The organism is Streptococcus pseudopneumoniae (genome assembly GCF_001073085.1).
GTDB classification, from domain to species: Bacteria; Bacillota; Bacilli; order Lactobacillales; family Streptococcaceae; genus Streptococcus; species Streptococcus pseudopneumoniae_M.
On sequence record NZ_JVFV01000012.1, the window covers coordinates 26,336 to 51,238 of the forward strand.

The following is a 24,903-nucleotide window of genomic DNA, read 5'->3' on the forward strand; positions in this document are numbered from 1 at the left end:
ATGAAAATACGAGTTGATAGAGATTCTGTCTGTATGGGGGATGATGTCCTGTCTCATGAGATGGAATTTGATGTTCCTGAAGATATGACGGTGAAAGACTTTTTTGATTTTTTAGAAAAGGAACGTTATTTGCCGTTTATCCAAGGAAATAATGTGGCCTGGGAACTTCGAAATCGAAATGGGGAACAAGGTGTTTATTTCACTAAAACAGGAGAGATTATCCATCAAGATGAAGTATTAAAAGAAATGTTAGAAGGAATTACTGAGACTCCCTTATTTGTTTTGCTCTATCATTACACCCCGGAAGCATACTACATTAGTAAAGAGAATAAATGAGAATTGCAGATGATGACCTGACCAAGGTTAAACTGGTTATGTAGTGTTATCGCCCCTTGGTGCTTTTATGAAACATCTTTTTCAATGAAGTCTAGGTTTTCGATTGAGCATGAAAAATTGGAAACTTTATAGTTTTATCTACATCCTACTTGAACCACTAACCTTTTTCAAAGATTTTGAAAGGAAATGATATGGCAAATAGAAGTTATATTTACTTAAAAAACGGAGATGAAGCCCGTATTTTAACAGAGGGAATTTACACGATACCATATTTTTGGCAATTGTTTTGGGATGAAGAAGATTTAAAAGCTCCTATTGCTCTCTGGGAAACAGCAGAAAAACTCGAAGAAGATGAAGAACAGGCAGAAAGATTTTACCAAGAGCAAAATGTGGATATCCTACTTTCTATTGCAAAATTTCAGCAAAACGCCCTCCAAAATCGGTCTTTTTTAGAAGAGAATGTCCCGCAAGCTTTGCAACTCTATGATGCCTTTGTTCGTTATATTCTTGTAAACGTAAAAGATGGTGATGTGCTTGGATTTGATGTTTTGGATGTAGTTTTTATGGATCAAGTGTCTGTAGTCGCTGATAAACTGTTAAAAAATATCCGAGCTGTTCAGGAAAACCAGCCAAAAGATTTGGATTTTTCTCTAACGGATAAGAACTTAATAGGCCTTGCTATGGGCTTTCCTGATTATTATGCTTCAGAATTATTGCCAGAAGACAATATTCTAGATTCGGATGCCTATCAGGATGAACTGAAGAAAATGAATCCCCAAGAAGATAAGAAAGTGCTTGATATGACTGGATCTGATTCAAAAGGGAACAAGCCTCGTGTTCTTTTAGTGTTTTGTATTTTGTTGGCACTAGGAATGATGTGGGTTTTATATATTATTTTTAGCTAATAAATAGAAAAGAGAATAAATGAGAATTGCAGATTATAGCGTGACCAAGGCAGTGCTGGAGCGTCACGGTTTTACCTTTAAAAAGTCCTTTGGGCAAAATTTTTTGACGGATACCAATATCCTTCAAAAAATTGTGGATACGGCTGAAATTGATGATCAGGTCAATGTCATTGAGATTGGGCCAGGTATTGGTGCCTTGACTGAATTTTTGGCTGAGCGTGCAGCTGAAGTCATGGCCTTTGAGATTGACCACCGTTTGGTGCCAATCCTAGCAGATACCCTGCGTGATTTTGACAATGTGACCGTAGTCAATGAGGACATTCTAAAAGTTGATCTAGCGAAATATATCCAGAATTTCAAAAATCCTAATTTACCAATCAAGGTAGTAGCAAACTTGCCTTACTATATCACAACCCCTATTCTCATGCACTTAATCGAGAGTGGCATTCCTTTTAGTGAGTTTGTGGTTATGATGCAAAAAGAAGTGGCGGATCGTATCTCTGCTCAACCAAATACCAAGGCTTACGGTAGCTTGTCCATTGCAGTTCAGTATTACATGACAGCTAAGGTTGCCTTTATCGTGCCTCGTACGGTCTTTGTGCCAGCGCCCAACGTGGACTCAGCTATCCTGAAAATGGTGCGTCGTCCAGAACCGGCGGTTGCGGTCGAAGATGAGAACTTCTTCTTTAAGGTTTCCAAGGCTAGTTTCACTCATCGTCGCAAGACCTTGTGGAACAACTTGACTGGTTACTTTGGGAAAACTGAGGAAATCAAGGACAAGCTGACCAAGGCTTTGGACCAGGCAGGCTTGTCACCAAGTGTACGTGGTGAAGCTCTTGGCTTAGAAGAATTTGCTAGTCTAGCAGATGCGCTTAAAGGACAAGGACTCTAAGATGCAGGGACAAATCATTAAAGCATTGGCCGGCTTCTACTATGTGGAAAGTGATGGTCAAGTCTATCAGACACGCGCGCGTGGGAATTTTCGTAAAAAAGGCCATACACCCTATGTTGGAGATTGGGTAGAATTTTCTGCAGAGGAGAACTCAGAAGGCTATATATTGGAAATTCATGAACGAAAAAATAGTCTGGTTCGTCCACCCATTGTCAATATTGACCAAGCCGTTGTCATTATGTCCGTTAAAGAACCTGACTTTAATAGCAACTTGCTGGATCGCTTCTTGGTTCTTTTAGAGCACAAGGGCATTCATCCTATCGTCTATATTTCCAAGATGGACTTACTAGAGGATAGTGAAGAACTGGATTTTTACGAGAAAACCTATCGTGCTATTGGTTACGACTTTGTGACTAGTAAGGAAGAACTCTTGCCCTTGTTGACAGATAAAGTGACAGTCTTCATGGGACAGACAGGTGTTGGGAAGTCAACCCTCCTCAATAAAATCGCACCTGACCTCAATCTCGAAACAGGAGAAATCTCAGACAGTCTGGGTCGTGGTCGCCATACTACTAGAGCTGTTAGTTTTTACAATCTCAATGGTGGGAAAATCGCAGACACGCCAGGATTTTCATCACTGGATTATGAAGTGACAACAGCAGAAGACCTTAATCAGGCATTTCCAGAAATTGCTTCTATTAGCCGAGACTGCAAGTTCCGTACTTGTACTCATACCCATGAGCCATCTTGCGCAGTCAAACCAGCAGTAGAAGAGGGGATTATTGCAAACTTCCGTTTTGACAACTATTTGCAATTCCTCAGTGAGATTGAAAATCGTAGAGAAACCTATAAAAAAGTCAGCAAAAAAATACCAAAATAAGGAGAAACCTATGTCTCAATACAAGATTGCTCCGTCAATTCTGGCAGCAGATTATGCCAACTTTGAACGTGAAATTAAACGCCTAGAAGCAACTGGGGCAGAATACGCCCATATCGATATCATGGATGGTCACTTTGTACCTCAGATTAGCTTTGGTGCAGGTGTGGTCGAAAGCCTTCGCCCCCATAGCAAGATGGTTTTTGATTGCCACTTGATGGTCTCTAATCCTGAACACCATCTAGAAGATTTTGCGCGTGCAGGGGCAGATATCATCAGCATTCACGTAGAGGCAACACCTCATATCCATGGCGCTCTTCAAAAGATTCGTTCTCTAGGTGTCAAACCATCGGTTGTTATCAATCCTGGAACACCTGTTGAAGCGATTAAGCATGTCCTTCATCTAGTTGATCAAGTTTTGGTCATGACAGTTAATCCTGGATTTGGTGGACAAGCCTTTCTGCCAGAAACCATGGATAAGATTCGTGAGTTGGTGGCCCTTCGCGAGGAAAAAGGTTTGAACTTTGAAATTGAAGTCGATGGCGGAATTGATGATCAAACCATTGCTCAAGCCAAGGAAGCTGGTGCAACAGTTTTTGTAGCAGGGTCTTATGTCTTTAAGGGAGATGTCAATGAACGAGTGCAAGCTCTCAGAAATCAACTGGACTAAAGTTGCAGTTTTTGCAGGGGGAGACCGCGGTCACTACCGGACAGATTTTGACTGTTTTGTCGGTGTGGATCGAGGCTCACTCTGGGTACTGGAGGAAAAACTTCCTCTTGCTCTTGCAGTTGGGGATTTTGATTCTGTGACTGTAGAAGAACGTCAGTTGATTCAAGAACGTGCCCAGCACTTTGTCCAAGCTCAGCCAGAGAAGGATGATACCGATCTGGAACTAGCACTTTTAACGATTTTTGAAAAAAATCCTCAGGCTCAGGTGACCATTTTTGGTGCCCTAGGTGGTCGTATTGACCATATGCTGGCCAATGTCTTTCTACCCAGCAATCCCAAATTGGCACCCTATATGCGCCAAATAGAGATTGAGGATGGGCAAAACTTGATTAGCTATTGCCCAGAAGGGACCAGTCAACTTGAACCACGTTCGGACTATGATTATCTGGCCTTTATGCCGGTTCGGGATAGTCAGTTGACCATTATCGGTGCTAAGTATGAGTTGACAGAGAAAAATTTTTTCTTTAAGAAAGTTTATGCTTCTAACGAATATATAGATAGGGAAGTTTTGGTGACTTGCCCAGATGGCTATGTGGTCGTGCTGCATAGCAAAGACAGGAGGTAGGATGGAAAGTTTACTTGTTGTTTTATTAGTTGCTAATCTAGCCGGCCTCTTTCTTATTTGGCAAAGGCAGGACAAGCAGGAGAAATATCTGACCAAGAGTTTAGAAGACCAGGCAGATAACCTTTCAGACCAGTTAGATTATCGATTTGAACAAGCCAGACAGTCTAGTCAGCTGGACCAAAAAAATCTAGAAGTGGCTGTTAGCGACCGTTTGCAGGAGGTGCGAATTGAGTTGCACCAAGGCTTGACTCAACTTAGGCAGGAGATGAATGAGAATCTTCTCCAAACAAGAGATAAGACTGACCAACGCCTTCAGGCCTTGCAGGAATCGAATGAGCAACGCTTGGAACAGATGCGCCAAACGGTTGAGGAAAAGCTAGAAAAGACCTTGCAGACGCGTTTACAAGCCTCCTTTGAGACAGTTTCTAAGCAACTGGAATCTGTCAATCGTGGTCTAGGTGAAATGCAGACGGTCGCCCGTGATGTCGGTGCCCTTAATAAGGTCTTATCTGGTACAAAAACTCGAGGAATTCTAGGCGAATTACAACTGGGACAGATCATTGAAGATATCATGACACCTGCCCAGTATGAACGAGAATTTGCAACAGTTGAAAACTCTAGTGAACGTGTGGAATACGCCATCAAGTTACCTGGACAAGGTGACCAGGAATATGTCTATCTACCGATTGATTCTAAGTTTCCACTGGCAGATTATTACCGTCTGGAAGAAGCCTATGAAGCAGGTGACAAGGACGAGATTGAGCGCTGTCGTAAGTCTCTCCTAGCAAGCGTCAAGCGTTTTGCTAAGGATATTAAGAGTAAGTACCTGGCGCCACCTCGGACAACCAATTTTGGAGTCTTGTTTGTTCCGACAGAAGGACTCTATTCGGAAATTGTTCGAAATCCGATTTTCTTTGATGATTTGAGACGGGAGGAGCAAATTATCGTTGCAGGTCCAAGTACCTTGTCGGCTCTTCTTAACTCCCTATCGGTTGGTTTCAAGACTCTAAACATTCAAAAAAGTGCCGACCATATTAGTAAAACCCTAGCTAGTGTCAAAACCGAATTTGGCAAGTTTGGAGGTATTCTGGTCAAGGCACAAAAACATCTCCAACATGCCTCTGGCAATATTGATGATTTATTAAACCGTCGTACTACAGCTATCGAGCGAACGCTTCGTCACATTGAGTTATCAGAAGGTGAGCCTGCGCTTGATTTGCTCCAATTCCAAGAAGATGAGGAAGAATATGAAGATTAGTCACATGAAGAAAGATGAGCTTTTTGAAGGCTTTTACCTGATCAAGTCAGCTGACCTGAGACAGACACGTGCTGGGAAAAACTACCTAGCCTTCACCTTCCAAGATGATAGTGGAGAAATCGAAGGGAAGCTCTGGGATGCTCAACCCCACAATGTTGAAACCTTTACAGCAGGGAAAGTAGTCCACATGCAGGGACGCCGAGAAGTTTATAATAACACCCCTCAGGTTAATCAAATCACCCTTCGCTTACCTCAGGCTGGGGAACCCAATGACCCAGCGGACTTCAAGGTTAAATCTCCAGTAGATGCCAAAGAGATTCGTGAGTATATGGCGCAGATGATTTTTAAAATTGAAAATCCAATTTGGCAGCGAATTGTTCGGAATCTCTACACCAAATATGACAAGGAATTCTACTCCTATCCAGCTGCTAAGACCAACCATCATGCTTTTGAGACAGGTCTTGCTTACCATACTGCTACTATGGTTCGTTTGGCAGAAGCGATAGCAGATATTTACCCTCAGCTCAATAAGAGCTTGCTCTACGCGGGGATTATGTTGCACGACCTGGCCAAGGTTATTGAGTTGACAGGTCCCGACCAGACAGAGTACACAGTAAGAGGAAACCTTATTGGCCATATTGCTTTGATTGATAGTGAAATTACCAAAGCGGTAATGGATCTTGGCATTGATGATACTAGAGAAGAGGTTGTACTTCTTCGCCATGTCATTCTCAGTCACCATGGTCTCCTTGAGTATGGTAGTCCAGTTCGTCCTCGAGTGATGGAAGCAGAAATCATTCATATGATTGATAATTTGGATGCCAGCATGATGATGATGACAACAGCTCTGGCCCTTGTTGATGAGGGAGAAATGACCAATAAAGTCTTTGCTATGGACAATCGTTCCTTCTACAAGCCGAAATTAGACTAGAAACTAAAAAATGAACTTTATTTAGGCAATAAAGTTCGTTTTTTTGCTTTTGTGTGATATAATGAGAAAAAGACTAATACTCTTCTAAAATCAAATTCAAACCACGTCAGCTTTGCCTTGCCGTACTCAAGTACAGTCTGCGGCTCGCTTCCTAGTTTGCTCTTTGATTTTCATTGAGTATAAATAAAAAAGAATGGTAAAAATATAATGAAATTAAGAAGAAGTGATCGGATGGTTGTCATTTCCAATTACTTGATTAACAATCCATACAAATTAACCAGTCTCAACACTTTTGCGGAAAAGTATGAATCTGCTAAATCGTCTATTTCTGAAGACATCGTCATCATTAAACGGGCCTTCGAAGAAATTGAAATCGGGCATATTCAAACGGTGACAGGTGCTGGTGGTGGTGTTATTTTTACACCATCGATCTCTCCCCTTGAGTCTAAAATGATTATCGAAGAGCTTCGTGATAAACTTTCAGAGAGTGACCGCATTCTTCCAGGTGGCTACATTTATTTGTCTGACCTATTGAGCACTCCAGCTATTTTGAAAAATATCGGTCGCATTATTGCTAAGAGCTTTATAGATCAGAAGATTGATGCCGTTATGACTGTTGCGACCAAAGGGGTTCCGCTTGCGAATGCGGTAGCAAATGTCCTCAACGTACCATTTGTCATTGTCCGTCGCGACTTGAAAATCACTGAAGGTTCAACTGTTAGTGTCAACTATGTTTCAGGTTCTAGTGACCGTATCGAAAAGATGTTCCTTTCAAAACGTAGCCTCAAAGCAGGAAGCCGTGTCTTGATCGTCGATGACTTCTTGAAGGGTGGAGGAACCATTAACGGGATGATTAGCCTCTTGTCTGAGTTTGATTCAGAGTTGGCTGGAGTAGCCGTCTTTGCTGATAATGCACAGGAAGACCGTGAACAACAGTTCGACTACAAGTCACTCTTGAGAGTCACGAACATTGATGTGAAGAACCAACAAATTGCTGTTGAAGTTGGAAATATCTTCGATACAGAAAAATAAGAATTGACTTGAAATACAAAGGTTGGAACTTTCGTCCCAGCCTTTCTTTGATAATGAATATGAAGGAGTCCTATGAAAACACCATTTATTAAACGTGAAGCCTTAGAAAAGATTGTTGGGGAGTTTCCAACCCCTTTTCACCTCTACGATGAAAAAGGGATTCGCGAGAAAGCACGAGCAGTAAACAAAGCCTTTTCTTGGAATAAGGGCTTTAAAGAATACTTCGCAGTTAAGGCAACGCCAACTCCAGCCATCTTGAAAATCTTACAAGAAGAAGGATGTGGAGTGGATTGTTCCAGTTATGTTGAACTTTTGATGAGTCATAAACTGGGATTTACCGGTTCTGATATGATGTTCTCATCTAACAATACCCCAGATAGAGAATATACCTATGCTCGTGAATTAGGTGCGACGATTAATTTAGATGCCTTTGAAGATATCGAGCATTTGGAACGTGCAGCAGGTATTCCCGAAATCATCTCTTGCCGTTACAATCCTGGTGGAGTATTTGAACTAGGTACGGATATTATGGATAATCCTGGTGAAGCTAAGTTCGGGATGACTAAGGAACAGCTTTTTGAAGCCTTTGCCATCTTGAAAGAAAAGGGAGCTAAAACCTTTGGGATTCATTCCTTCCTAGCTTCCAATACAGTGACCCATCTCTACTATCCAGAATTAGCACGTCAGCTTTTTGAATTGGCAGTAGAAATCAAGGAAAAGTTAGGTATTTCACTGGACTTTATCAATCTTTCTGGAGGTATCGGAGTTAACTACCGCCCAGATCAAGAGCCTAATGATATCGCTTTGATTGGTGAGGGAGTTCGTCAGGTTTATGAAGAAGTCCTCACACCAGCAGGACTTGGTCAGGTTAAGATCTTTACAGAACTAGGGCGCTTTATGTTGGCACCTCATGGAATTTTAGTCACAAAAGTAACTCATAAAAAGAAAACCTACCGTACATATCTAGGAGTAGATGCCTCAGCTGTTAATCTTATGAGACCAGCTATGTATGGTGCTTATCACCACATTACTAATATGATGCATCCTGATGGTCAGACTGAAGTAGTTGATGTTGTAGGCTCTCTCTGTGAAAACAATGACAAGTTTGCAGTTAATCGTGAGCTACCTCAAACAGAAATTGGTGATTTGTTAGTCATTCATGATACAGGTGCGCATGGCTTCTCTATGGGTTACCAGTACAATGCCAAGCTTCGTTCGGCAGAAATTCTATATACAGAGGATGGTGGAGCACGCTTGATCCGCCGAGCAGAGCGACCAGAGGACTATTTTGCGACTCTCTATGGCTTTGATTTTGACAAGGATTAATAAATATTTTGAAAATCATGAAAGTTGAAAGTGAAAAACAGATTGTTTTCTAAAAAATAGGCAAAATCTGTGGTTTTTCTTTTCAGTCATGGTATAATAAAAACTATAAAACGTTTTCAAGGAAGGTAACGATATGTCTGAGGAAATAATTGACTATGGACAAGTGACAGGAATGGTGCATTCGACAGAGAGTTTTGGGGCGGTAGATGGCCCTGGGATTCGTTTTATTGTCTTTTTGCAAGGCTGTCAGATGCGTTGCCAATACTGCCATAACCCTGATACTTGGGCTATGGAAACCAATAAATCTCGTGTACGAACAGTAGATGATGTTCTAGAAGAAGCGCTTCGTTATCGTGGTTTCTGGGGAGACAAGGGAGGTATCACAGTCAGCGGAGGAGAAGCCCTCTTGCAGATTGATTTCTTGATTGCCCTCTTTACCAAGGCAAAAGAAAAGGGTATCCACTGTACCTTGGATACTTGTGCCCTTCCATTCCGTAACAAACCACGCTATCTAGAAAAGTTCAACAAGTTAATGGCCGTGACAGACTTGGTTCTTCTTGATATTAAAGAAATTAATGATGCTCAGCATAGGATTGTAACCAGTCAAAGTAATAAAACTATTCTAGCTTGCGCCCAGTATCTTTCAGATATCGGAAAACCAGTCTGGATTCGTCACGTTCTTGTACCTGGTTTGACAGACCGAGATGAAGATTTGATTGAACTTGGTAAGTTTGTAAAAACTCTCAAAAATGTTGATAAGTTTGAAATCTTGCCTTATCACACTATGGGTGAGTTCAAATGGCGTGAGCTTGGGATTCCGTATTCACTTGAAGGAGTTAAACCTCCAACAGCAGATCGTGTCAAGAATGCTAAAAAACTAATGGATACAGAAAGCTATCAAGATTACATGAAACGTGTACATGGATAAAAAAGAAGCCTGATGGGAACATCGGGCTTTTGTGATATAGAAAAGGCTCAGCATTTAAGCTAAGCCTTTTAGTTTTTATCTCGAATGTTGTTTTCCAGCATTGCGTTTTTTGCTTTTCTTCTTGTTAGAAGTTGTGATAGCTGTTGCTGGTTCAGGGGTTACATCTTTACGAGTGCTTGAAGTTTTGCTTGCTTTTGGTGGGTTCTTAGCAAATTCTTCGCGTACTTTTTTGCGAAGTTTTGGACGAATGATGTAGTTGACGATGAATTGTTGAAGAATCATCATGAAACCACCGACAACCCAGTAAAGTGTAACGCTGGCTGGTGAGAAGACAGAGAACACGACAATCATGAGAGGGCTCATATAGAGCATCTTCTTGATTTGTTCTCTTTGAGTTTCATCCTCAACTCCATGTAAAGAAAGGAGTGATTGAAGATAGTAAAGGATACCAGCAAAGGCAACCAAAATCATACTTGGTGAGCCTAGAGGAATTCCTAGGTAGCTTGCTTGGGCAACTCCTTCAGTATGTTGGGCAGCAAAGTAGATAGCAGAGAAGAAAGGCATTTGAATGAGGATAGGGAAACATCCCACGCCGCCAAACATGCTGATGCCGTGCTCTTTTTGAGCAGCAAAGAGAGCTTGTTGAGCTTCTAGTTTTTCTTCTTGAGTCGTTGCTTCTTTCAGACGAGTTTGATGTGGCTCAAGGACATCTTTGAGGGCGTTCATCTTCTCAGAGTGAAGGGTTGCCTTCCATGATTGGTAGATACCAAGTGGAAGGATAAGCAAGCGCACGATAATGGTTACGATGATAATACCAACACCGAAGCCGAGACCTTGATTATTAGCGAAGTATTTGATAGCTTCAGCCATAGGCGCTCCGATGGTATTCCAGATAAATCCGGTTGGCTGACCTGTTGCTTTGTCAACCTGAACGCAACCTGTTAAGACTAATAGCATAGCCACTCCCATGACTGAGAAGGCGATTCGTTTAATTGATTTCACTGTTTTTATTCCTTCTTTTAAAATTATACCTTTCTATTCTACTGTTTTTTTGGAAAATATACAATAGTTCTAGAGACCTAATTTGCGACTTTGAAGTCGGAATAGGAAGGAAAGTTGCTCAATTGGACGTCGAGATAGGTCACTTTTGAGAAAGGAGTTGGTCCTTTTCGGATCTCTTGGATAAATTTAGCCATGATGGCTGAAGATTCTGCTTGGGCAAGGATTTCAACGGTGCCGTCATCGTTGTTCCAGACCCGACCGGTGATTCCGCCTAGTTCGAGAGCAAGGGTATAAACACCCCAGCGAAAGCCAACACCTTGGACGCGTCCCTGTGCAATCATTTTGACCTTTTGCATACCAAACCTCCTTGATTGTGTTATAATATTTCTATGACTATTATAACCTCTAAAGCCAATTCTGTGGTGAAAAATGCCAAGAAATTGCATCAAAAAAAATATCGGAAAACCTCTTACTTGATTGAGGGATGGCATCTGTTTGAAGAAGCTATTCAGGCAGGTGCAAAGATTGAGAAAATTTTTGCTCTCGCAGAGTATGGTGAAAAATTAGTAGACTATCCTCAGACTGTCCTTGTGACAGAAGAAATCTTGCTCGATTTAGCAGATTCTCAAACGCCTCAGGGCATTGTTGCCATTGTTCAAAAGGAGGAGGAGCATTTACCAGATTTGAGTCGGGGGAAATATCTTTTCTTAGAAGATGTGCAGGATCCTGGAAATGTGGGGACCATGATTCGGACGGCAGATGCGGCAGGTTTTTCTGGAGTCATCGTTTCCAGCAAGTCAGCAGATATCTATAGCCTTAAAACGCTTCGCTCCATGCAAGGAAGTCATTTCCATTTGCCGATTTATCGCATGTCTGTTGAAATATTCGTTGAAGAGGCTAAAAAGAATCACCTGCCCATTTTAGCAACCACCTTGTCTCAAAATTCTAAAGATTATCGTGAACTGGCTCGGTTAGAAGATTTTACCTTAGTCATGGGAAATGAAGGTCAAGGGATTAGTCCATTCATGACAGACCAGGCAGACCAATTGGTTCACATCAGCATGAAAGGGCAGGCAGAAAGCCTCAATGTCGCCATTGCTGCAGGCATACTCATGTTTTATTTGAGTTAAATGATTTAATTTTTGTTATAATCAGTAAAAAGATTTCATAAGGAGAAAAAGATATGAATCAAACAATTATTCAAGAACGTTCCGGTTTGAATCAATTTTATGCAAAAGTCTATGCTTTTGTAGGAATTGGAATTGCCTTATCTGCACTTGTTTCAGCCTTGATGTTAACAACCTTCCAAGACCTTCTTGTTCAGTTGATGTTTAATGCCCGCATATGGCTAATCGTGACAGGAGTAGTTGAAGTTGCTATTGTAATTGCAGCCAGTAATATGGCTTATAAAAATAGCCCAGCAGCTCTTCCGATGTTTCTCATCTATTCAGTAGTGAACGGTTTTTCACTGAGTTTCATCGTATCGCTCTATCTACCAGGAACGGTTCTAACGGCTTTTATTTCCAGTGCAGCCCTTTTCTTTGTCATGGCAATTGTCGGAGTTGTGATTAAAAAGGACTTGAGTGGTATCGGGCGTGCTTTGATTGCAGCCTTGGTAGGTCTCATTTTAGCTATGATTGTCAATGTATTTTTAAACAGTGGTTTCTTCGACTACATTATCAGTATTGTCATGATTCTTGTATTTGCAGGTTTGATTGCTTGGGATAACCAAAAGATTCGCTATGTTTATGAAGAATCAAATGGTCAAGTCGCAACAGGTTGGGCAATTTCATTGGCACTTAGTCTCTACCTCGACTTTATTAACATTTTCCTTAGCTTCTTGCGTATTTTTGGAAGTGACGATTAATACTTTTAGAGCTCAAATGGGCTCTTTTTTTAAACTTTTACTTTTATTTTTACTGGTAAAAGGGTATAATCATCTTATTATTCGAAAGGAGAGATGTATGAAGAAAAGTTTTATCCATCAACAGGAAGAAATTTCCTTTGTAAAAAATACCTTTACCCAGTATTTGAAAGATAAATTAGAAGTTATAGAAGTGCAGGGACCAATCTTGAGTAAGGTTGGGGATGGGATGCAGGATAACCTTTCAGGGATTGAACATCCAGTTTCTGTTAAGGTTTTGCAAATCCCAGATGAAACCTATGAAGTGGTACATTCCCTTGCTAAGTGGAAACGCCATACCTTAGCACGTTTTGGTTTTGGTGAAGGAGAAGGCCTCTTTGTTCACATGAAGGCCCTTCGCCCAGACGAAGATTCCCTAGATGCGACTCACTCAGTCTATGTAGACCAGTGGGATTGGGAAAAAGTTATTCCAAACGGACAGCGCAATCTTGCCTATCTTAAAGAAACGGTAGAAAAGATATATAAGGCTATTCGTTTGACAGAGTTAGCAGTGGAAGCACGCTATGATATTGAGTCAATCTTGCCTAAGCAAATTACCTTTATCCATACTGAAGAGTTGGTTGAACGCTATCCAGACTTGACACCTAAAGAACGTGAAAATGCTATTTGTAAGGAATTCGGTGCGGTCTTCCTAATTGGTATCGGAGGAGAATTGTCAGATGGAAAACCTCATGACGGACGTGCACCAGACTATGATGACTGGACAACTGAGTCTGAAAATGGCTATCATGGCTTGAATGGGGACATCCTTGTTTGGAATGATAATTTGGGTGCAGCCTTTGAATTGTCTTCAATGGGCATTCGTGTCGATGAAGACACTCTCCGTCGCCAAGTAGCTATCACAGGAGACGAAGACCGTTTAACTTTAGAATGGCATAAGGCTCTCCTAAATGGGCTTTTCCCATTGACAATTGGTGGAGGAATTGGACAATCTCGTATGGCTATGTTCCTGCTTCGTAAGAAGCATATCGGTGAAGTCCAAACCAGTGTTTGGCCGCAAGAAGTGAGAGATACTTACGAAAATATTCTTTAATCAATCGAGCCGTAAGGTTCGATTTTCTTTTTTTGATAAGAATTTGGTATAATAGACGTTATGAAAATCGTATCAGGAATCTACGGTGGGCGTCCTTTAAAGACGCTGGACGGTAAAACGACAAGGCCAACATCAGACAAGGTTAGGGGCGCTATTTTCAATATGATTGGTCCCTACTTTGAAGGAGGACGTGTGCTAGATCTCTATGCTGGTAGTGGGGGGTTATCCATTGAAGCAGTTTCAAGAGGGATGTCTAGCGCTGTCCTAGTTGAGAAGGATCGCCGAGCCCAGAATATAGTCGCAGAAAATATCCGAATGACTAAGGAAACCTCTAAGTTTCAATTGTTGAAAATAGAGTCCAGTCGTGCATTGGAGCAGGTCGATGGTGTCTTTGATCTTGTTTTTTTGGACCCTCCCTATGCAAAAGAACAGATCGTGTCCGATATTGAAAAAATGGCAGAGAGAAATCTTTTTTCAGAGGATGTCATGGTGGTATGTGAGACCGATAAATCAGTAGAACTTCCAGAAGAAATTGCTTGTTTGGGTATCTGGAAGGAAAAAATATATGGGATTAGTAAGGTGACGGTTTATGTCAGATAAGATTGGGCTATTTACAGGTTCCTTTGATCCGATGACCAATGGACATTTGGATCTCATTGAGCGTGCAAGTAAGCTCTTTGATCAATTGTATGTAGGGATTTTTTATAATCCCCATAAAACGGGATTTTTACCGATAGAGAGCCGAAAGAAAACTGTTGAAAAAGCAGTAGCACATCTCAACAATGTCAAAGTCATAGCTTCTCACGATGAATTAGTCGTTGATGTTGCTAGAAGATTAGGTGCAGAGATCTTAGTGCGTGGTTTACGCAATGCTACAGATCTTCAGTATGAAGCTAGTTTTGATTTTTACAACCATAAATTAGCGGGAGAAATGGAGACAATCTATCTCCACAGTCGGCCGGAGCATGTTCACATCAGCTCTTCAGCTGTGAGAGAACTATTAAAATTTGGTCAAGATATCAGTGAGTATGTACCAAATGCTGTCCTAGAGGAGTTAAACAATGAAGAAAAAAACTAGATGGCCCTTATATCTCATTATTGGGCTCATTATCACTTTTATAGCTTTTACGGTGCCCCTGCCATATTATATCGAGGTGCCAGGAACTTCTGAAGATATTCGAAAGGTTTTACAAGTTAATAACCAACCTGACCAAGAGGAAGGTTCCTACCAATTTGTGACGGTTGGAGTTAAGCACGCCAGAATGGTTGACTTGTTTTATGCCTGGCTAACTCCTTTCACGGACATACATAGTGCCAAAGAGATGACGGGTGGTTCATCAGATGCGGAATTTATGCGAATCAACCAGTTTTACATGGAAACTTCGCAAAATATGGCCAAATATCAAGGTCTGAAGACGGCGGGTAAGGAAATTGAGCTCAAATATCTGGGTGTCTATGTTTTGACTGTAACAGATAACTCGACTTTCAAGGGAGTTCTTAATATTGCTGACACTGTAACCGCTGTGAATGACAAGACTTTTGAGAGCTCCAAGGAGATGGTTGACTACGTTAATTCTCAAACTCTAGGTGATCAGGTTAAGGTTACCTATGAGGAGGATGGAAAAGTCAAGACTGCCGAAGGAAAAATCATTACTCTGGAAAATGGGAAAAATGGTATCGGAATCGGCTTGATTGACCGCACAGAAGTATCTAGTGATGTGCCAATCAAGTTTTCAACTGCAGGCATTGGTGGTCCTAGTGCTGGGATGATGTTTAGTCTATCCATCTATACGCAAATTGCAGATCCCACTCTTCGAAATGGACGCATCATTGCTGGTACAGGAAGTATCGACAGAGATGGGAATGTTGGTGATATTGGTGGAATTGATAAAAAGGTTGTGGCCGCAGCTAAGAAAGGAGCAACTGTATTCTTTGCTCCTAACAATCCAGTAACTGAAGAAGCTAAAAAAGCAAATCCAAATGCCAAGAGTAACTATGACACAGCTCTAGAAGCAGCTCAAATGATTAAAACAGACATGAAAATCGTTCCAGTCAAAACGCTTCAAGATGCGATTGACTATTTGAAAAACAATCCCTAAACAGTAGGCGAATCCCTAAACTAGCTTAGAAAAAAAGAAGATGGTATAATAGGCAAATGATTCAATTGTTTTTTACCCTTAGTAGTCATATGTTTTTTGTCTACCTAGTCTTTCAGCTCTTGAAAGATTTGGTCAGATGGGATCAAATTTTGAAGGTGACAAAGGATAATGCGAAGAAGGTTCGACTCTTGGTAGTATTGTGTAGTATCGGTTTAGGATATCTGATTAGTTCCTTTTTCCTAAATCTCTACCAACTTTGGCAAGAAGCAGTTAGAACACTATTCTAAAATTGTAAGTGAAGGAAAATACTCTATGGAAAAAATTGTAGTTCAAGGTGGCGATAATCGTTTGGTTGGAAGTGTTACCATCGAGGGCGCAAAAAATGCAGTTTTGCCACTGCTTGCAGCAACTATTTTAGCAAGTGAAGGAAAAACAGTCTTAAAAAATGTTCCTATTTTATCTGATGTTTTTACCATGAATCAGGTGGTTCGTGGATTAAATGCGAAAGTAGACTTTGATCAAGAAGCACATATTGTTGAAGTTGATGCAACCGGTGATATCACAGAAGAAGCTCCCTATAAATATGTCAGCAAGATGCGTGCTTCTATTGTAGTATTGGGGCCAATCTTGGCTCGTGTAGGCCACGCAAAGGTTTCTATGCCAGGTGGCTGTACGATCGGTAGTCGTCCGATAGACCTCCACCTTAAAGGACTCGAAGCAATGGGGGCTGAGATCACCCAAACGGCAGGTTATATTGAAGCTAAGGCGGAACGCTTGCACGGTGCACATATCTACATGGACTTTCCAAGTGTAGGTGCTACTCAAAACTTGATGATGGCAGCAACTCTTGCTAACGGCGTAACTGTCATTGAAAATGCTGCGCGTGAACCTGAGATTGTCGACTTGGCTGTTCTCCTAAATAAAATGGGTGCCAAAGTCAAGGGGGCAGGAACAGAAACTATTACCATTACTGGTGTTGAACAACTACACGGTGCAACCCACAATGTTGTGCAAGACCGTATTGAAGCAGGGACCTTCATGGTAGCAGCTGCCATTACAGGTGGAGATGTCTTGATTCTGGATGCTATCTGGGAACACAATCGCCCCTTGATTGCTAAATTACAGGAAATGGGTGTTGAAGTCATCGATGAGGACGAAGGAATTCGTATTCGTTCTCAACGTGAAAAATTAAAGGCTGTTCATGTTAAGACACTTCCACATCCAGGATTTCCGACAGATATGCAAGCGCAGTTCACTGCTCTAATGACCGTTGCTCAAGGTGAGTCAATTATGGTAGAAACTGTATTTGAGAATCGTTTTCAACATTTAGAGGAAATGCGTCGTATGGGTTTGCACTCTGAAATCATCCGTGATACAGCCCGTATTATCGGCGGACAGCGACTCCAAGGTGCAGAAGTTCTATCGACAGACTTACGTGCCAGTGCAGCCTTGATTTTGACAGGCTTGGTAGCTGAAGGCGAAACAGTTGTAGGAAAGCTTGTCCATTTAGATAGAGGTTACTACCGTTTTCATGAAAAATTAGCCCAGTTAGGAGCTAAGATTGAACGGGTAAGTGTGGAAGCTGATGAAGATGAATAAACAATCCAAATATGTCTTACGTCGCTTTATCCTAGTAATTGTAGTATTACTACTAGGATTCTTAGCTCTTGCTATTGGTTTGATGATTGGCTATGGTATTCTAGGAAAAGGTCAAGATCCTTGGGCTATTTTAGCACCAGCAAAATGGCAAGAACTCATCGCAAAATTTACAGGAAAATAGGCTGGGAAACCAGTCTTTTTCTAGGAAGTGAAATGAAGGAGAAAGTATGAACAAAAAAACAAGGCAGGCTCTAATTGGCCTCTTGCTCTTTTTGCTCTTGTCAGCAGGAAGCTACTATATTAAACAAATGCAGTCTTCCAACACTGCACCACAAACACAAGTAAAACAAAAATCACAGTCGTCTGATACTCCAAGTCAAGAACTGGCTGAAAGTGTATTGACCGATTCAGTTAAAAAACAAATTAAGGGTACTCTAGAGTGGAATAGCGCAGGAGCCTTTATCGTCAATAACAATAAAACCAATCTAGACGCCAAGGTTTCAAGTAAACCCTATGCGGATAATAAAACAAAGACTGTAGGAGGAGAGACGGTTCCCACAGTAGCGAATGCAATCATGTCAAAAGCGACCAGACAGTACAAGGACCGTGAAGAAACTGGCAATGGTTCAACATCTTGGACGCCTGCGGGTTGGCATCAGGTTAAGAATCTAAAGGGAAGTTACAACCATGCGGTAGATAGAGGGCATTTGTTGGGCTATGCCTTAATCGGTGGTTTAGATGGCTTTGATGCTTCTACTAGCAATCCTAAAAACATTGCCGTACAGACAGCTTGGGCCAACCAAGCGCGTGCAGAAGATTCTACAGGCCAAAACTATTATGAAAGTCTGGTTCGAAAAGCTCTAGATCAAAACAAACGAGTGCGTTACCGTGTGACGTTGCTCTATGCGTCTGAGGAAGATTTGGTGCCGTCCGCATCGCAGATTGAAGCCAAGTCCTCTGATGGGGAGTTGGAGTTTAATGTCGTTATTCCAAATGTCCAAAAGGGAATTCAGTTAGATTACCGAACAGGTGAGGTCACAGTCACAAAAAAATAGCTAATTGATCAAGAGGTTGAGGAAAAATCCCAACCTCGTTTTTTATTAGTCATGAACTGTAGAAACGATTGCTTGTTTTTTTGCTCTTCTGATTTTAAAGAGCCTTTTTGAAGATTCACAAGGCTTGAACTAGAGCGTCGAGACTTGGATTGCAGCTCTCTATTCAGCGCCCCTTTATCATAGAAATTGAAAATTAATGTGTAAAAATTGGAAAATATGGTATAATGGTTTCAATTATACTTTTTAGGAGAAGGAAAATGGAAGACCCGAGCAGTCAGGATTTGTTACTGCAATTTGTTTTATTAGTTGTTTTGACCTTTTTAAATGCCTTTTTCTCTGCAACAGAAATGGCCATGGTTTCACTTAGTCGTTCACGTGTTGAGCAAAAAGCTGAAGAGGGAGATAAACGCTATATCCGTTTACTAAAGGTACTTGAAAACCCCAATCACTTTTTATCAACCATTCAAGTTGGTATCACCTTAATTACGATCTTGTCAGGGGCTAAACTAGCAGATTCACTTGGAGAGTTGATCGCCTCTTGGATGGGAAATAGCGAAACTGCCTATGCGGTAGCTAGCTTCTTATCACTAGCTTTCTTGACCTATATTTCTATTGTTTTTGGTGAGCTTTATCCTAAGCGAATTGCTCTAAATCTTAAGGATGCCTTAGCTATCAGAACAGTACCGTTTATTATTGCTCTTGGTAAGATTGTGAGTCCCTTCGTTTGGATGCTCTCAGCATCAACTAATCTCTTGAGTCAATTGACACCGATGACATTTGACGATGCAGATGAAAAAATGACTCGTGATGAGATTGAGTACATGTTGTCTAAGAGTGAAGAAACCTTGGATGCTGATGAAATTGAAATGTTACAAGGGATTTTCTCGCTAGACGAGCTCATGGCACGTGAAGTCATGGTTCCTCGAACAGACGCCTTCATGGTTGACATTCAAGATGATACTCAGACGATTATTGAAAGCATCTTAAAACAAAACTTTTCTCGTATTCCTGTCTATGATGATGACAAGGATAACGTGATTGGTTTGATTCATACCAAGAGTTTGCTAAAAGCAGGGTTTACCGATGGTTTTGACAATATCGTGTTGAGAAAGATATTACAGGAACCCCTCTTTGTACCTGAAACCATTTTTGTGGACGATTTGTTGAAAGAATTGAGAAATTCACAAAGACAGATGGCTATTCTTCTTGATGAATACGGAGGAATGGCAGGGCTAGTTACTCTTGAGGACTTGCTTGAGGAGATTGTCGGTGAAATTGATGATGAAACCGACCGTGCTGAAGTTTACGTGCATACCATTGCTGAGAACACTTATATTGTCCAAGGAACAATGACCCTAAATGACTTCAATGACTATTTCGATGTTGAACTTGAAAGTGATGATGTAGATACAATCGCTGGTTACTATTTGACCGGTGTGGGAACTATTCCAACATCAGAAAAACTTAGCTATGAGTTAGAAAGTAGCAATAAGCATATCACCCTAACTAATGATAAGGTCAAAAATGGACGTGTAACCAAGCTTAAGGTTCAAATTCAAGAACTTGAATCAGAAGAAGAAACAGAATAAAACAAAAGCTTTATCAGAGCAGAACTGATAAAGCTTTTCTAGTAGTTAAGTAGTTAAAAAGAAAAGACTCTTGTAGGAGTCTTTGATAATATAGAGGCGGTAGACGGATTTGAACCGACGATCAAGCTTTTGCAGAGCCGTGCCTTACCACTTGGCTATACCGCCTTAACTTTTATTATTATACCTTTTAAATTAAATCTCGTCAATAGTTTCTTTTCTGAAAATGTAAGTTTTCCTGCTTTCAAAAGGCATGCGACAAAATATTCTGAAAATTCGTTTACTTTTGAAAGGGAGTGTGGTATAATTAATAGTATCTCATTAATTTTATATAGAGGAGTTAACTAAACATGAAAAAAAGTCGGATTCTTGCGGTAGCAGGGGTTGCCCTACTCGCAACAGGCGTTCTCGCAGCTTGTGGTTCTTCAAAATCATCAAATGCTGAAGCACCAAAAGCCTATGGCTATACTTATACTGCTGACCCAGAAACATTGGACTACCTTATCTCTGGGAAACAAAGTACAAAAGTTGCTACTTCAAATGGTATCGATGGACTCTTTACAAATGATAAGTATGGTAACCTTACTCCTGCAGTCGCTGAAGACTGGTCAGTGTCTCAAGATGGATTAACATACACTTATAAGATTCGTAAAGGTGTAAAATGGCTCACATCTGATGGTGAAGAATATGCAGAAGTAACTGCAAATGACTTTGTTACAGGTTTGAAACACGCAGCCGACAATAAATCAGCCGCTCTTTACCTAGCACAAAATTCTGTTAAAGGATTGGCTGACTATGTATCAGGGAACAATACAGACTTCTCTGCTGTAGGTGTAAAAGCTGTTGATGATTACACTCTTCAATACACTTTGAACCAACCAGAACCATACTGGAACTCTAAATTGTCTTACGCAATCTTCTGGCCTTTGAACGCAGAGTTTGAAAAATCAAAAGGTAAAGACTTTGGTAAGGCGACAGATCCAACATCATTGCTTTACAATGGTCCATTCTTGCTTAAGGGATTGACAGCTAAGTCTTCTATCGAATTTGCAAAGAATGATCAGTATTGGGATAAGGACAATGTTCACATCGATACTGTAACACTTTCTTACTATGATGGTTCAGACCAAGAGTCACTTGAGCGTAACTTTACAAATGGTGCATACAGTTATGCCCGTCTCTTCCCTACTAGCTCAAACTATTCTAAGGTAGCAGAAACATATAAAGATAATATCTACTATACTCCACAAGGAGCTGGTATTGCTGGTTTGGGTGTTAATATTGACCGTCAAAGCTATAAGTACACATCAAAAACAACTGACGAAGAAAAAACATCTACTAAGAAAGCCCTTCTTAATAAAGATTTCCGTCAAGCTTTGAACTTTGCTTTTGATCGTACTGCTTATTCAGCTCAGCTAAATGGTAAGGATGGAGCAGCCCTTGCTGTCCGTAACCTCTTCGTAAAACCAGAATTTGTTTCAGCAGGTGAAAAAACATTTGGTGACTTGGTCACTGAGAAAGTTGTTTCTTATGGTGATGAGTGGAAAGATGTAAACTTTGCGGATGGCCAAGATGGTCTTTACAATGCTGATAAAGCTAAAGCAGAACTAGCTAAAGCTAAAAAAGACCTTGAAGCAGATGGTGTGAAATTCCCAATCCACTTGGATATTCCAGTTGACCAAACATCTAAAAACTATATCGCTCGTATCCAATCATTCAAACAATCTGTTGAAACCGCTTTGGGTACAGATAATGTAGTTATCGATATCCAACAAATCACTACGGATGAATTACACAATATCACGTACTACGCTGCTAGTGCGGCAGCAGAAGATTGGGACCTTTCAGGTGCTGTTGGATGGAATCCAGACTATGATGATCCATCGACTTACCTTGATATCTTGAAATCAACTAATAGTGAAACAACTAAGACCTACATGGGCTATGACAATCCATCAAACCCAGCGGTTGCTCAAGTTGGTTTGAAAGATTACGACAAATTAGTTGATGATGCAGCTAGTGAAACAAGTGACCTTAACAAACGTTATGAGAAATATGCAGCAGCTCAAGCTTGGTTGACAGATAGCTCACTCTTCCTTCCAGCTATGTCATCTTCAGGAGCAGCACCAGTTATTTCTCGTGTAGTACCATTCTCAGCCTCTTACACTCAATCTGGTGATAAAGGTTCAGATGTATACTTCAAGTACCTTAAATTGCAAGCTAACACTGTAACAACAAAAGAGTACAAGGAAGCTCGTGAAAAATGGCTCAAAGAAAAAGCTGAATCAAACGAAAAAGCTCAAAAAGAGTTAGCGAGTCATGTGAAATAAATAATGCTCATCAGAACTTTCTCTCCTAAAGGAGAAGGTTCTTTTGGGATTTTAAAGGAAATAATATGAAAAAATATGTTTTTATGCGTATCTTGCGGTCGTTGGTTTCTATTTTCTTAGTAACGACCTTGATTTACACAATCATCTATACGATGGTTCCACGGAAGTTGATCTTCAAACAAGATACTAACTACAATAAAATTGCGACAACGGCTGATAAACGAGATAACTATGAAAATACTGTCTTTGAGCGTATGGGTTATATCGAATATTACGATACGAAAGAGTTGCAGGAAAAAGCTAGTAGCATTGACTCTTCTGTTACAGTAGATGCAAATGATACAAATAAAGCAATCTATGAAAAATATATCCAACAACTTGGGAATGGTTGGACTCTAGGTGAGTTTACAGAGAGTGGACAATTCTACGCTACACGTGAAATTCCTATTTTTGAGCGTGTGTTCAAATTCTATGCAAACTTGCTTGATATCGACCATACAAACAAGATTCAAGACCCAGAAAATCCAAACTTAGAGCGTTATTTGCGTTTTGAAAATGATCCCGCTATCGGTTGGTCTCTGGTAGGTTCAGGTACTAAACACAAATACCTCTTGTACTTCAATAGTCAGTTCCCATTTGTTCACCAAAACTTTGTCAACTTGAACCTGGGAGATTCTTATCCAACTTATGCCAATACTCCTGTTCTTCAAGTTATTACACAAGGACAAGGACAAACGAAGACTTCTGAAGTTCAATTCCCAACTGGTAAGAAAACATCATCAGTTAACATTTACTCAAGAACTTATAAATCTCCGAGTCAAGCTGATGCTCGTGAAGTAGCCAACTACGGTAAAGATGATCCATATACGGCTACTGAAAGCAACTATCAGTACCCATCTATGATTGCAAGTTCTGCTATTACTGGTTTGATTGGTCTTGCGATTTCATATGCGATTGCGATTCCTCTTGGTTCAGCAATGGCTCGTTTCAAAAACACTTGGATCGATAGTTTCGCAACAGGGACTCTAACGTTCTTGTTGGCTCTTCCAACGATTGCCCTAGTTTATATTATTCGTTTGATTGGTTCTTCAATCGGCTTCCCAGACTCATTCCCAATCTTGGGTGCTGGTGATTGGCGTTCTTATGTCCTTCCTGCAGTGATTCTGGGCTTGCTAGGAGCACCTACTATGGCGATTTGGATTCGCCGTTATATGATTGACTTGCAATCACAAGATTTCGTTCGTTTTGCTCGTGCTAAAGGTTTGTCTGAGAAAGAGATTTCTGATAAGCACATCTTTAAAAATGCTATGGTACCACTCGTTTCTGGTATCCCAGGTTCTATCATTGGTGTTATTGGTGGAGCAACTCTTACTGAAACAGTCTTCGCCTTCCCAGGTATGGGTAAAATGTTGATCGACTCTGTAAAGGCTTCAAACAATAATATGGTAGTTGGTCTCGTCTTTATCTTCACTTGTGTTTCAATCTTCTCAAACCTTATTGGAGATATTTGGATGACCATTATTGACCCACGTATTAAATTGACAGAGAAAGGAGGCAAATAATGTCTACAATTAGTAATGAAAAATTTCAGTTTGTAAAACGTGATGATTATGCCTCTGAAGCAATTGATGCTCCTGCCTACTCATACTGGGGTTCTGTCTTTAGACAGTTTTTGAAGAAGAAATCAACAGTAATCATGCTAGGTATCTTGATTGCAATTGTTTTGATGAGTTTCATTTACCCAATGTTCTCTGATTTTGACTTTAATGATGTAAGTAAGGTAAATGATTTTAGCGCTCGTTACATTAAACCAAATGCTGAGCATTGGTTTGGTACAGATAGTAATGGTAAATCTCTCTTTGATGGTGTCTGGTTTGGAGCTCGTAACTCTATCTTGATTTCTGTCATTGCGACCTTTGTCAACCTTTTTATCGGTGTTGTCATTGGTGGAATTTGGGGGATCTCAAAATCAGTTGACCGTATCATGATGGAAGTCTACAACGTTATCAACAATATCCCATCACTATTGATCGTTATTGTTTTGACTTACTCTATCGGTGCAGGTTTCTGGAATTTGATCTTTGCCATGAGTGTAACCACTTGGATTGGTGTCGCCCATTCAATTCGTATCCAAATGTTACGTTACCGTGATTTAGAGTACAACCTTGCTTCACGTACCTTGGGAACACCAAGCTACAAAATTATTATAAAAAACATTATGCCACAATTGGTATCTGTTATTGTTACGAGTACGTCGCAAATGCTTCCAGCCTTTATCTCATATGAAGCTTTCCTATCATTCTTTGGACTTGGATTGCCGATTACAGTTCCTAGCTTGGGGCGTTTGATTTCAGATTATTCTCAGAACGTAACAACCAATGCATACCTCTTCTGGATTCCATTGACAACTTTGGTTTTGGTATCCTTGTCCCTTTTCGTAGTAGGTCAAAACCTAGCGGATGCTAGTGATCCACGTACACATAGATAGGAGTAGA

General features: G+C 40.7%; 27 protein-coding genes and 1 tRNA gene. 25 read left to right on the top strand and 3 right to left on the bottom strand.

Going from position 1 to position 24,903, the window contains the following annotated elements:
- From ADH90_RS01960 to pflA, 11 genes are all read left to right on the top strand, one after another.
- Positions 1–336, top strand: coding sequence for a hypothetical protein (locus ADH90_RS01960; protein WP_049529731.1), 336 nt, complete (start codon positions 1–3; stop codon positions 334–336).
- 191 nt (positions 337–527) lie between these two features.
- The gene (locus ADH90_RS01965; RefSeq protein WP_049529732.1) at positions 528–1,241 is read left to right on the top strand and encodes a hypothetical protein; all 714 of its coding nucleotides are present in this window, start codon (positions 528–530) and stop codon (positions 1,239–1,241) included.
- Between the two features lie 19 nt (positions 1,242–1,260).
- Positions 1,261–2,133: a 16S rRNA (adenine(1518)-N(6)/adenine(1519)-N(6))-dimethyltransferase RsmA gene (gene rsmA / locus ADH90_RS01970; protein WP_049529733.1), complete on the top strand. Its 873-nt coding sequence runs from the start codon at positions 1,261–1,263 to the stop codon at positions 2,131–2,133.
- 1 nt (position 2,134) lies between these two features.
- A complete protein-coding gene (gene rsgA, locus ADH90_RS01975; protein WP_049529781.1) occupies positions 2,135–3,013 on the top strand; it encodes a ribosome small subunit-dependent GTPase A in 879 nt (292 codons plus the stop codon).
- Between the two features lie 10 nt (positions 3,014–3,023).
- Complete coding sequence (gene rpe / locus ADH90_RS01980) at positions 3,024–3,680, top strand: ribulose-phosphate 3-epimerase (protein ID WP_049529734.1); 657 nt, start codon at positions 3,024–3,026, stop codon at positions 3,678–3,680.
- Positions 3,643–4,305 carry a thiamine diphosphokinase gene (locus ADH90_RS01985; RefSeq protein ID WP_049529735.1) on the top strand — a complete coding sequence of 221 codons (663 nt, stop codon included), beginning with the start codon at positions 3,643–3,645 and terminating at the stop codon, positions 4,303–4,305. Before rpe ends, ADH90_RS01985 begins: the two co-directional genes overlap by 38 nt.
- Before the next feature lies 1 nt (position 4,306).
- Positions 4,307–5,563 (top strand): DNA recombination protein RmuC, encoded by a 1,257-nt coding sequence (gene rmuC, locus ADH90_RS01990; RefSeq protein WP_049529736.1) that lies wholly within the window; start codon positions 4,307–4,309, stop codon positions 5,561–5,563.
- Positions 5,553–6,494, top strand: coding sequence for a 3'-5' exoribonuclease YhaM family protein (locus tag ADH90_RS01995; RefSeq protein WP_049529737.1), 942 nt, complete (start codon positions 5,553–5,555; stop codon positions 6,492–6,494). Before rmuC ends, ADH90_RS01995 begins: the two co-directional genes overlap by 11 nt.
- A gap of 207 nt (positions 6,495–6,701) precedes the next feature.
- Positions 6,702–7,526 (top strand): pur operon repressor, encoded by an 825-nt coding sequence (gene purR / locus ADH90_RS02000; protein ID WP_049529738.1) that lies wholly within the window; start codon positions 6,702–6,704, stop codon positions 7,524–7,526.
- Positions 7,527–7,598: 72 nt separating this feature from the next.
- Positions 7,599–8,852, top strand: coding sequence for a diaminopimelate decarboxylase (locus ADH90_RS02005; protein WP_049529739.1), 1,254 nt, complete (start codon positions 7,599–7,601; stop codon positions 8,850–8,852).
- 133 nt (positions 8,853–8,985) lie between these two features.
- A complete protein-coding gene (gene pflA, locus ADH90_RS02010) occupies positions 8,986–9,780 on the top strand; it encodes a pyruvate formate-lyase-activating protein (RefSeq protein ID WP_049529740.1) in 795 nt (264 codons plus the stop codon).
- A gap of 75 nt (positions 9,781–9,855) precedes the next feature.
- Here pflA and yidC read toward each other — a convergent pair whose 3' ends face one another.
- Both yidC and ADH90_RS02020 read right to left on the bottom strand, forming a co-directional pair.
- On the bottom strand, positions 9,856–10,782 hold the full coding sequence (gene yidC, locus ADH90_RS02015) for a membrane protein insertase YidC (protein WP_049529741.1): 927 nt from the start codon (positions 10,780–10,782) through the stop codon (positions 9,856–9,858).
- Positions 10,783–10,859: 77 nt separating this feature from the next.
- Positions 10,860–11,138, bottom strand: coding sequence for an acylphosphatase (locus ADH90_RS02020; RefSeq protein ID WP_001174501.1), 279 nt, complete (start codon positions 11,136–11,138; stop codon positions 10,860–10,862).
- Between the two features lie 33 nt (positions 11,139–11,171).
- On the opposite strand from ADH90_RS02020, the gene ADH90_RS02025 reads away from it, so the two are divergent.
- The 11 genes from ADH90_RS02025 to ADH90_RS02075 all read left to right on the top strand — a co-directional run bounded on the left by ADH90_RS02025 (position 11,172) and on the right by ADH90_RS02075 (position 20,081).
- On the top strand, positions 11,172–11,912 hold the full coding sequence (locus ADH90_RS02025; protein WP_049529742.1) for a TrmH family RNA methyltransferase: 741 nt from the start codon (positions 11,172–11,174) through the stop codon (positions 11,910–11,912).
- Positions 11,913–11,965: 53 nt separating this feature from the next.
- Positions 11,966–12,649, top strand: coding sequence for a Bax inhibitor-1/YccA family protein (locus ADH90_RS02030; protein ID WP_049529743.1), 684 nt, complete (start codon positions 11,966–11,968; stop codon positions 12,647–12,649).
- 97 nt (positions 12,650–12,746) lie between these two features.
- Positions 12,747–13,739 carry an aspartate--ammonia ligase gene (gene asnA / locus ADH90_RS02035; protein ID WP_049529744.1) on the top strand — a complete coding sequence of 331 codons (993 nt, stop codon included), beginning with the start codon at positions 12,747–12,749 and terminating at the stop codon, positions 13,737–13,739.
- 60 nt (positions 13,740–13,799) lie between these two features.
- Complete coding sequence (gene rsmD, locus ADH90_RS02040; RefSeq protein WP_049529745.1) at positions 13,800–14,339, top strand: 16S rRNA (guanine(966)-N(2))-methyltransferase RsmD; 540 nt, start codon at positions 13,800–13,802, stop codon at positions 14,337–14,339.
- Positions 14,329–14,817, top strand: a complete 489-nt coding sequence (gene coaD, locus ADH90_RS02045; RefSeq protein ID WP_049529746.1) for a pantetheine-phosphate adenylyltransferase — start codon at positions 14,329–14,331, stop codon at positions 14,815–14,817. Before rsmD ends, coaD begins: the two co-directional genes overlap by 11 nt.
- On the top strand, positions 14,801–15,838 hold the full coding sequence (locus ADH90_RS02050) for a SepM family pheromone-processing serine protease (RefSeq protein WP_000730764.1): 1,038 nt from the start codon (positions 14,801–14,803) through the stop codon (positions 15,836–15,838). Before coaD ends, ADH90_RS02050 begins: the two co-directional genes overlap by 17 nt.
- Positions 15,839–15,894: 56 nt before the next feature.
- A complete protein-coding gene (locus tag ADH90_RS02055) occupies positions 15,895–16,125 on the top strand; it encodes a DUF1146 family protein (protein ID WP_000615324.1) in 231 nt (76 codons plus the stop codon).
- A 25-nt stretch (positions 16,126–16,150) separates the two neighbouring features.
- Positions 16,151–17,437 carry a UDP-N-acetylglucosamine 1-carboxyvinyltransferase gene (gene murA / locus ADH90_RS02060; protein ID WP_000411899.1) on the top strand — a complete coding sequence of 429 codons (1,287 nt, stop codon included), beginning with the start codon at positions 16,151–16,153 and terminating at the stop codon, positions 17,435–17,437.
- Positions 17,424–17,618 (top strand): DNA-directed RNA polymerase subunit beta, encoded by a 195-nt coding sequence (locus ADH90_RS02065; RefSeq protein WP_080980079.1) that lies wholly within the window; start codon positions 17,424–17,426, stop codon positions 17,616–17,618. The genes murA and ADH90_RS02065 overlap by 14 nt, the downstream gene beginning before the upstream one ends.
- Before the next feature lie 46 nt (positions 17,619–17,664).
- Positions 17,665–18,492 (top strand): DNA/RNA non-specific endonuclease, encoded by an 828-nt coding sequence (locus ADH90_RS02070; protein WP_049529747.1) that lies wholly within the window; start codon positions 17,665–17,667, stop codon positions 18,490–18,492.
- A gap of 257 nt (positions 18,493–18,749) precedes the next feature.
- On the top strand, positions 18,750–20,081 hold the full coding sequence (locus ADH90_RS02075) for a hemolysin family protein (protein ID WP_049529748.1): 1,332 nt from the start codon (positions 18,750–18,752) through the stop codon (positions 20,079–20,081).
- 94 nt (positions 20,082–20,175) lie between these two features.
- On the opposite strand, the gene ADH90_RS02080 is transcribed toward ADH90_RS02075, so the two are convergent.
- Positions 20,176–20,246: transfer RNA gene (locus ADH90_RS02080), tRNA-Cys, on the bottom strand.
- Positions 20,247–20,428: 182 nt separating this feature from the next.
- Here ADH90_RS02080 and ADH90_RS02085 point away from each other — a divergent pair.
- The 3 genes from ADH90_RS02085 to oppC all read left to right on the top strand — a co-directional run bounded on the left by ADH90_RS02085 (position 20,429) and on the right by oppC (position 24,896).
- The gene (locus tag ADH90_RS02085; protein WP_049529749.1) at positions 20,429–22,408 is read left to right on the top strand and encodes a peptide ABC transporter substrate-binding protein; all 1,980 of its coding nucleotides are present in this window, start codon (positions 20,429–20,431) and stop codon (positions 22,406–22,408) included.
- A gap of 65 nt (positions 22,409–22,473) precedes the next feature.
- Positions 22,474–23,970, top strand: a complete 1,497-nt coding sequence (locus tag ADH90_RS02090) for an ABC transporter permease (RefSeq protein WP_049502738.1) — start codon at positions 22,474–22,476, stop codon at positions 23,968–23,970.
- On the top strand, positions 23,970–24,896 hold the full coding sequence (gene oppC, locus ADH90_RS02095) for an oligopeptide ABC transporter permease OppC (protein WP_049529750.1): 927 nt from the start codon (positions 23,970–23,972) through the stop codon (positions 24,894–24,896). Before ADH90_RS02090 ends, oppC begins: the two co-directional genes overlap by 1 nt.
- Positions 24,897–24,903: the final 7 nt, after the last annotated feature.

Bases quoted from the DNA above. Each gene is read 5' to 3' on its own strand.
- ADH90_RS01995 (WP_049529737.1), top strand. From the start codon at position 5,553: ATGAAGATTAGTCACATGAAGAAAGATGAGCTTTTTGAAGGCTTTTAC.
- asnA (WP_049529744.1), top strand. From the start codon at position 12,747: ATGAAGAAAAGTTTTATCCATCAACAGGAAGAAATTTCCTTTGTAAAA.
- ADH90_RS02090 (WP_049502738.1), top strand. From the start codon at position 22,474: ATGAAAAAATATGTTTTTATGCGTATCTTGCGGTCGTTGGTTTCTATT.
- ADH90_RS02020 (WP_001174501.1), bottom strand. From the start codon at position 11,138: ATGCAAAAGGTCAAAATGATTGCACAGGGACGCGTCCAAGGTGTTGGC.
- rsmD (WP_049529745.1), top strand. From the start codon at position 13,800: ATGAAAATCGTATCAGGAATCTACGGTGGGCGTCCTTTAAAGACGCTG.
- ADH90_RS02005 (WP_049529739.1), top strand. From the start codon at position 7,599: ATGAAAACACCATTTATTAAACGTGAAGCCTTAGAAAAGATTGTTGGG.
- ADH90_RS02050 (WP_000730764.1), top strand. From the start codon at position 14,801: ATGAAGAAAAAAACTAGATGGCCCTTATATCTCATTATTGGGCTCATT.
- ADH90_RS01960 (WP_049529731.1), top strand. From the start codon at position 1: ATGAAAATACGAGTTGATAGAGATTCTGTCTGTATGGGGGATGATGTC.
- coaD (WP_049529746.1), top strand. From the start codon at position 14,329: ATGTCAGATAAGATTGGGCTATTTACAGGTTCCTTTGATCCGATGACC.
- ADH90_RS02085 (WP_049529749.1), top strand. From the start codon at position 20,429: ATGAAAAAAAGTCGGATTCTTGCGGTAGCAGGGGTTGCCCTACTCGCA.
- ADH90_RS01985 (WP_049529735.1), top strand. From the start codon at position 3,643: ATGAACGAGTGCAAGCTCTCAGAAATCAACTGGACTAAAGTTGCAGTT.
- ADH90_RS02055 (WP_000615324.1), top strand. From the start codon at position 15,895: ATGATTCAATTGTTTTTTACCCTTAGTAGTCATATGTTTTTTGTCTAC.
- ADH90_RS01965 (WP_049529732.1), top strand. From the start codon at position 528: ATGGCAAATAGAAGTTATATTTACTTAAAAAACGGAGATGAAGCCCGT.
- ADH90_RS02030 (WP_049529743.1), top strand. From the start codon at position 11,966: ATGAATCAAACAATTATTCAAGAACGTTCCGGTTTGAATCAATTTTAT.
- rmuC (WP_049529736.1), top strand. From the start codon at position 4,307: ATGGAAAGTTTACTTGTTGTTTTATTAGTTGCTAATCTAGCCGGCCTC.
- rsgA (WP_049529781.1), top strand. From the start codon at position 2,135: ATGCAGGGACAAATCATTAAAGCATTGGCCGGCTTCTACTATGTGGAA.
- oppC (WP_049529750.1), top strand. From the start codon at position 23,970: ATGTCTACAATTAGTAATGAAAAATTTCAGTTTGTAAAACGTGATGAT.
- ADH90_RS02025 (WP_049529742.1), top strand. From the start codon at position 11,172: ATGACTATTATAACCTCTAAAGCCAATTCTGTGGTGAAAAATGCCAAG.
- rpe (WP_049529734.1), top strand. From the start codon at position 3,024: ATGTCTCAATACAAGATTGCTCCGTCAATTCTGGCAGCAGATTATGCC.
- pflA (WP_049529740.1), top strand. From the start codon at position 8,986: ATGTCTGAGGAAATAATTGACTATGGACAAGTGACAGGAATGGTGCAT.
- ADH90_RS02065 (WP_080980079.1), top strand. From the start codon at position 17,424: ATGAAGATGAATAAACAATCCAAATATGTCTTACGTCGCTTTATCCTA.
- ADH90_RS02075 (WP_049529748.1), top strand. From the start codon at position 18,750: ATGGAAGACCCGAGCAGTCAGGATTTGTTACTGCAATTTGTTTTATTA.
- murA (WP_000411899.1), top strand. From the start codon at position 16,151: ATGGAAAAAATTGTAGTTCAAGGTGGCGATAATCGTTTGGTTGGAAGT.
- rsmA (WP_049529733.1), top strand. From the start codon at position 1,261: ATGAGAATTGCAGATTATAGCGTGACCAAGGCAGTGCTGGAGCGTCAC.
- purR (WP_049529738.1), top strand. From the start codon at position 6,702: ATGAAATTAAGAAGAAGTGATCGGATGGTTGTCATTTCCAATTACTTG.
- ADH90_RS02070 (WP_049529747.1), top strand. From the start codon at position 17,665: ATGAACAAAAAAACAAGGCAGGCTCTAATTGGCCTCTTGCTCTTTTTG.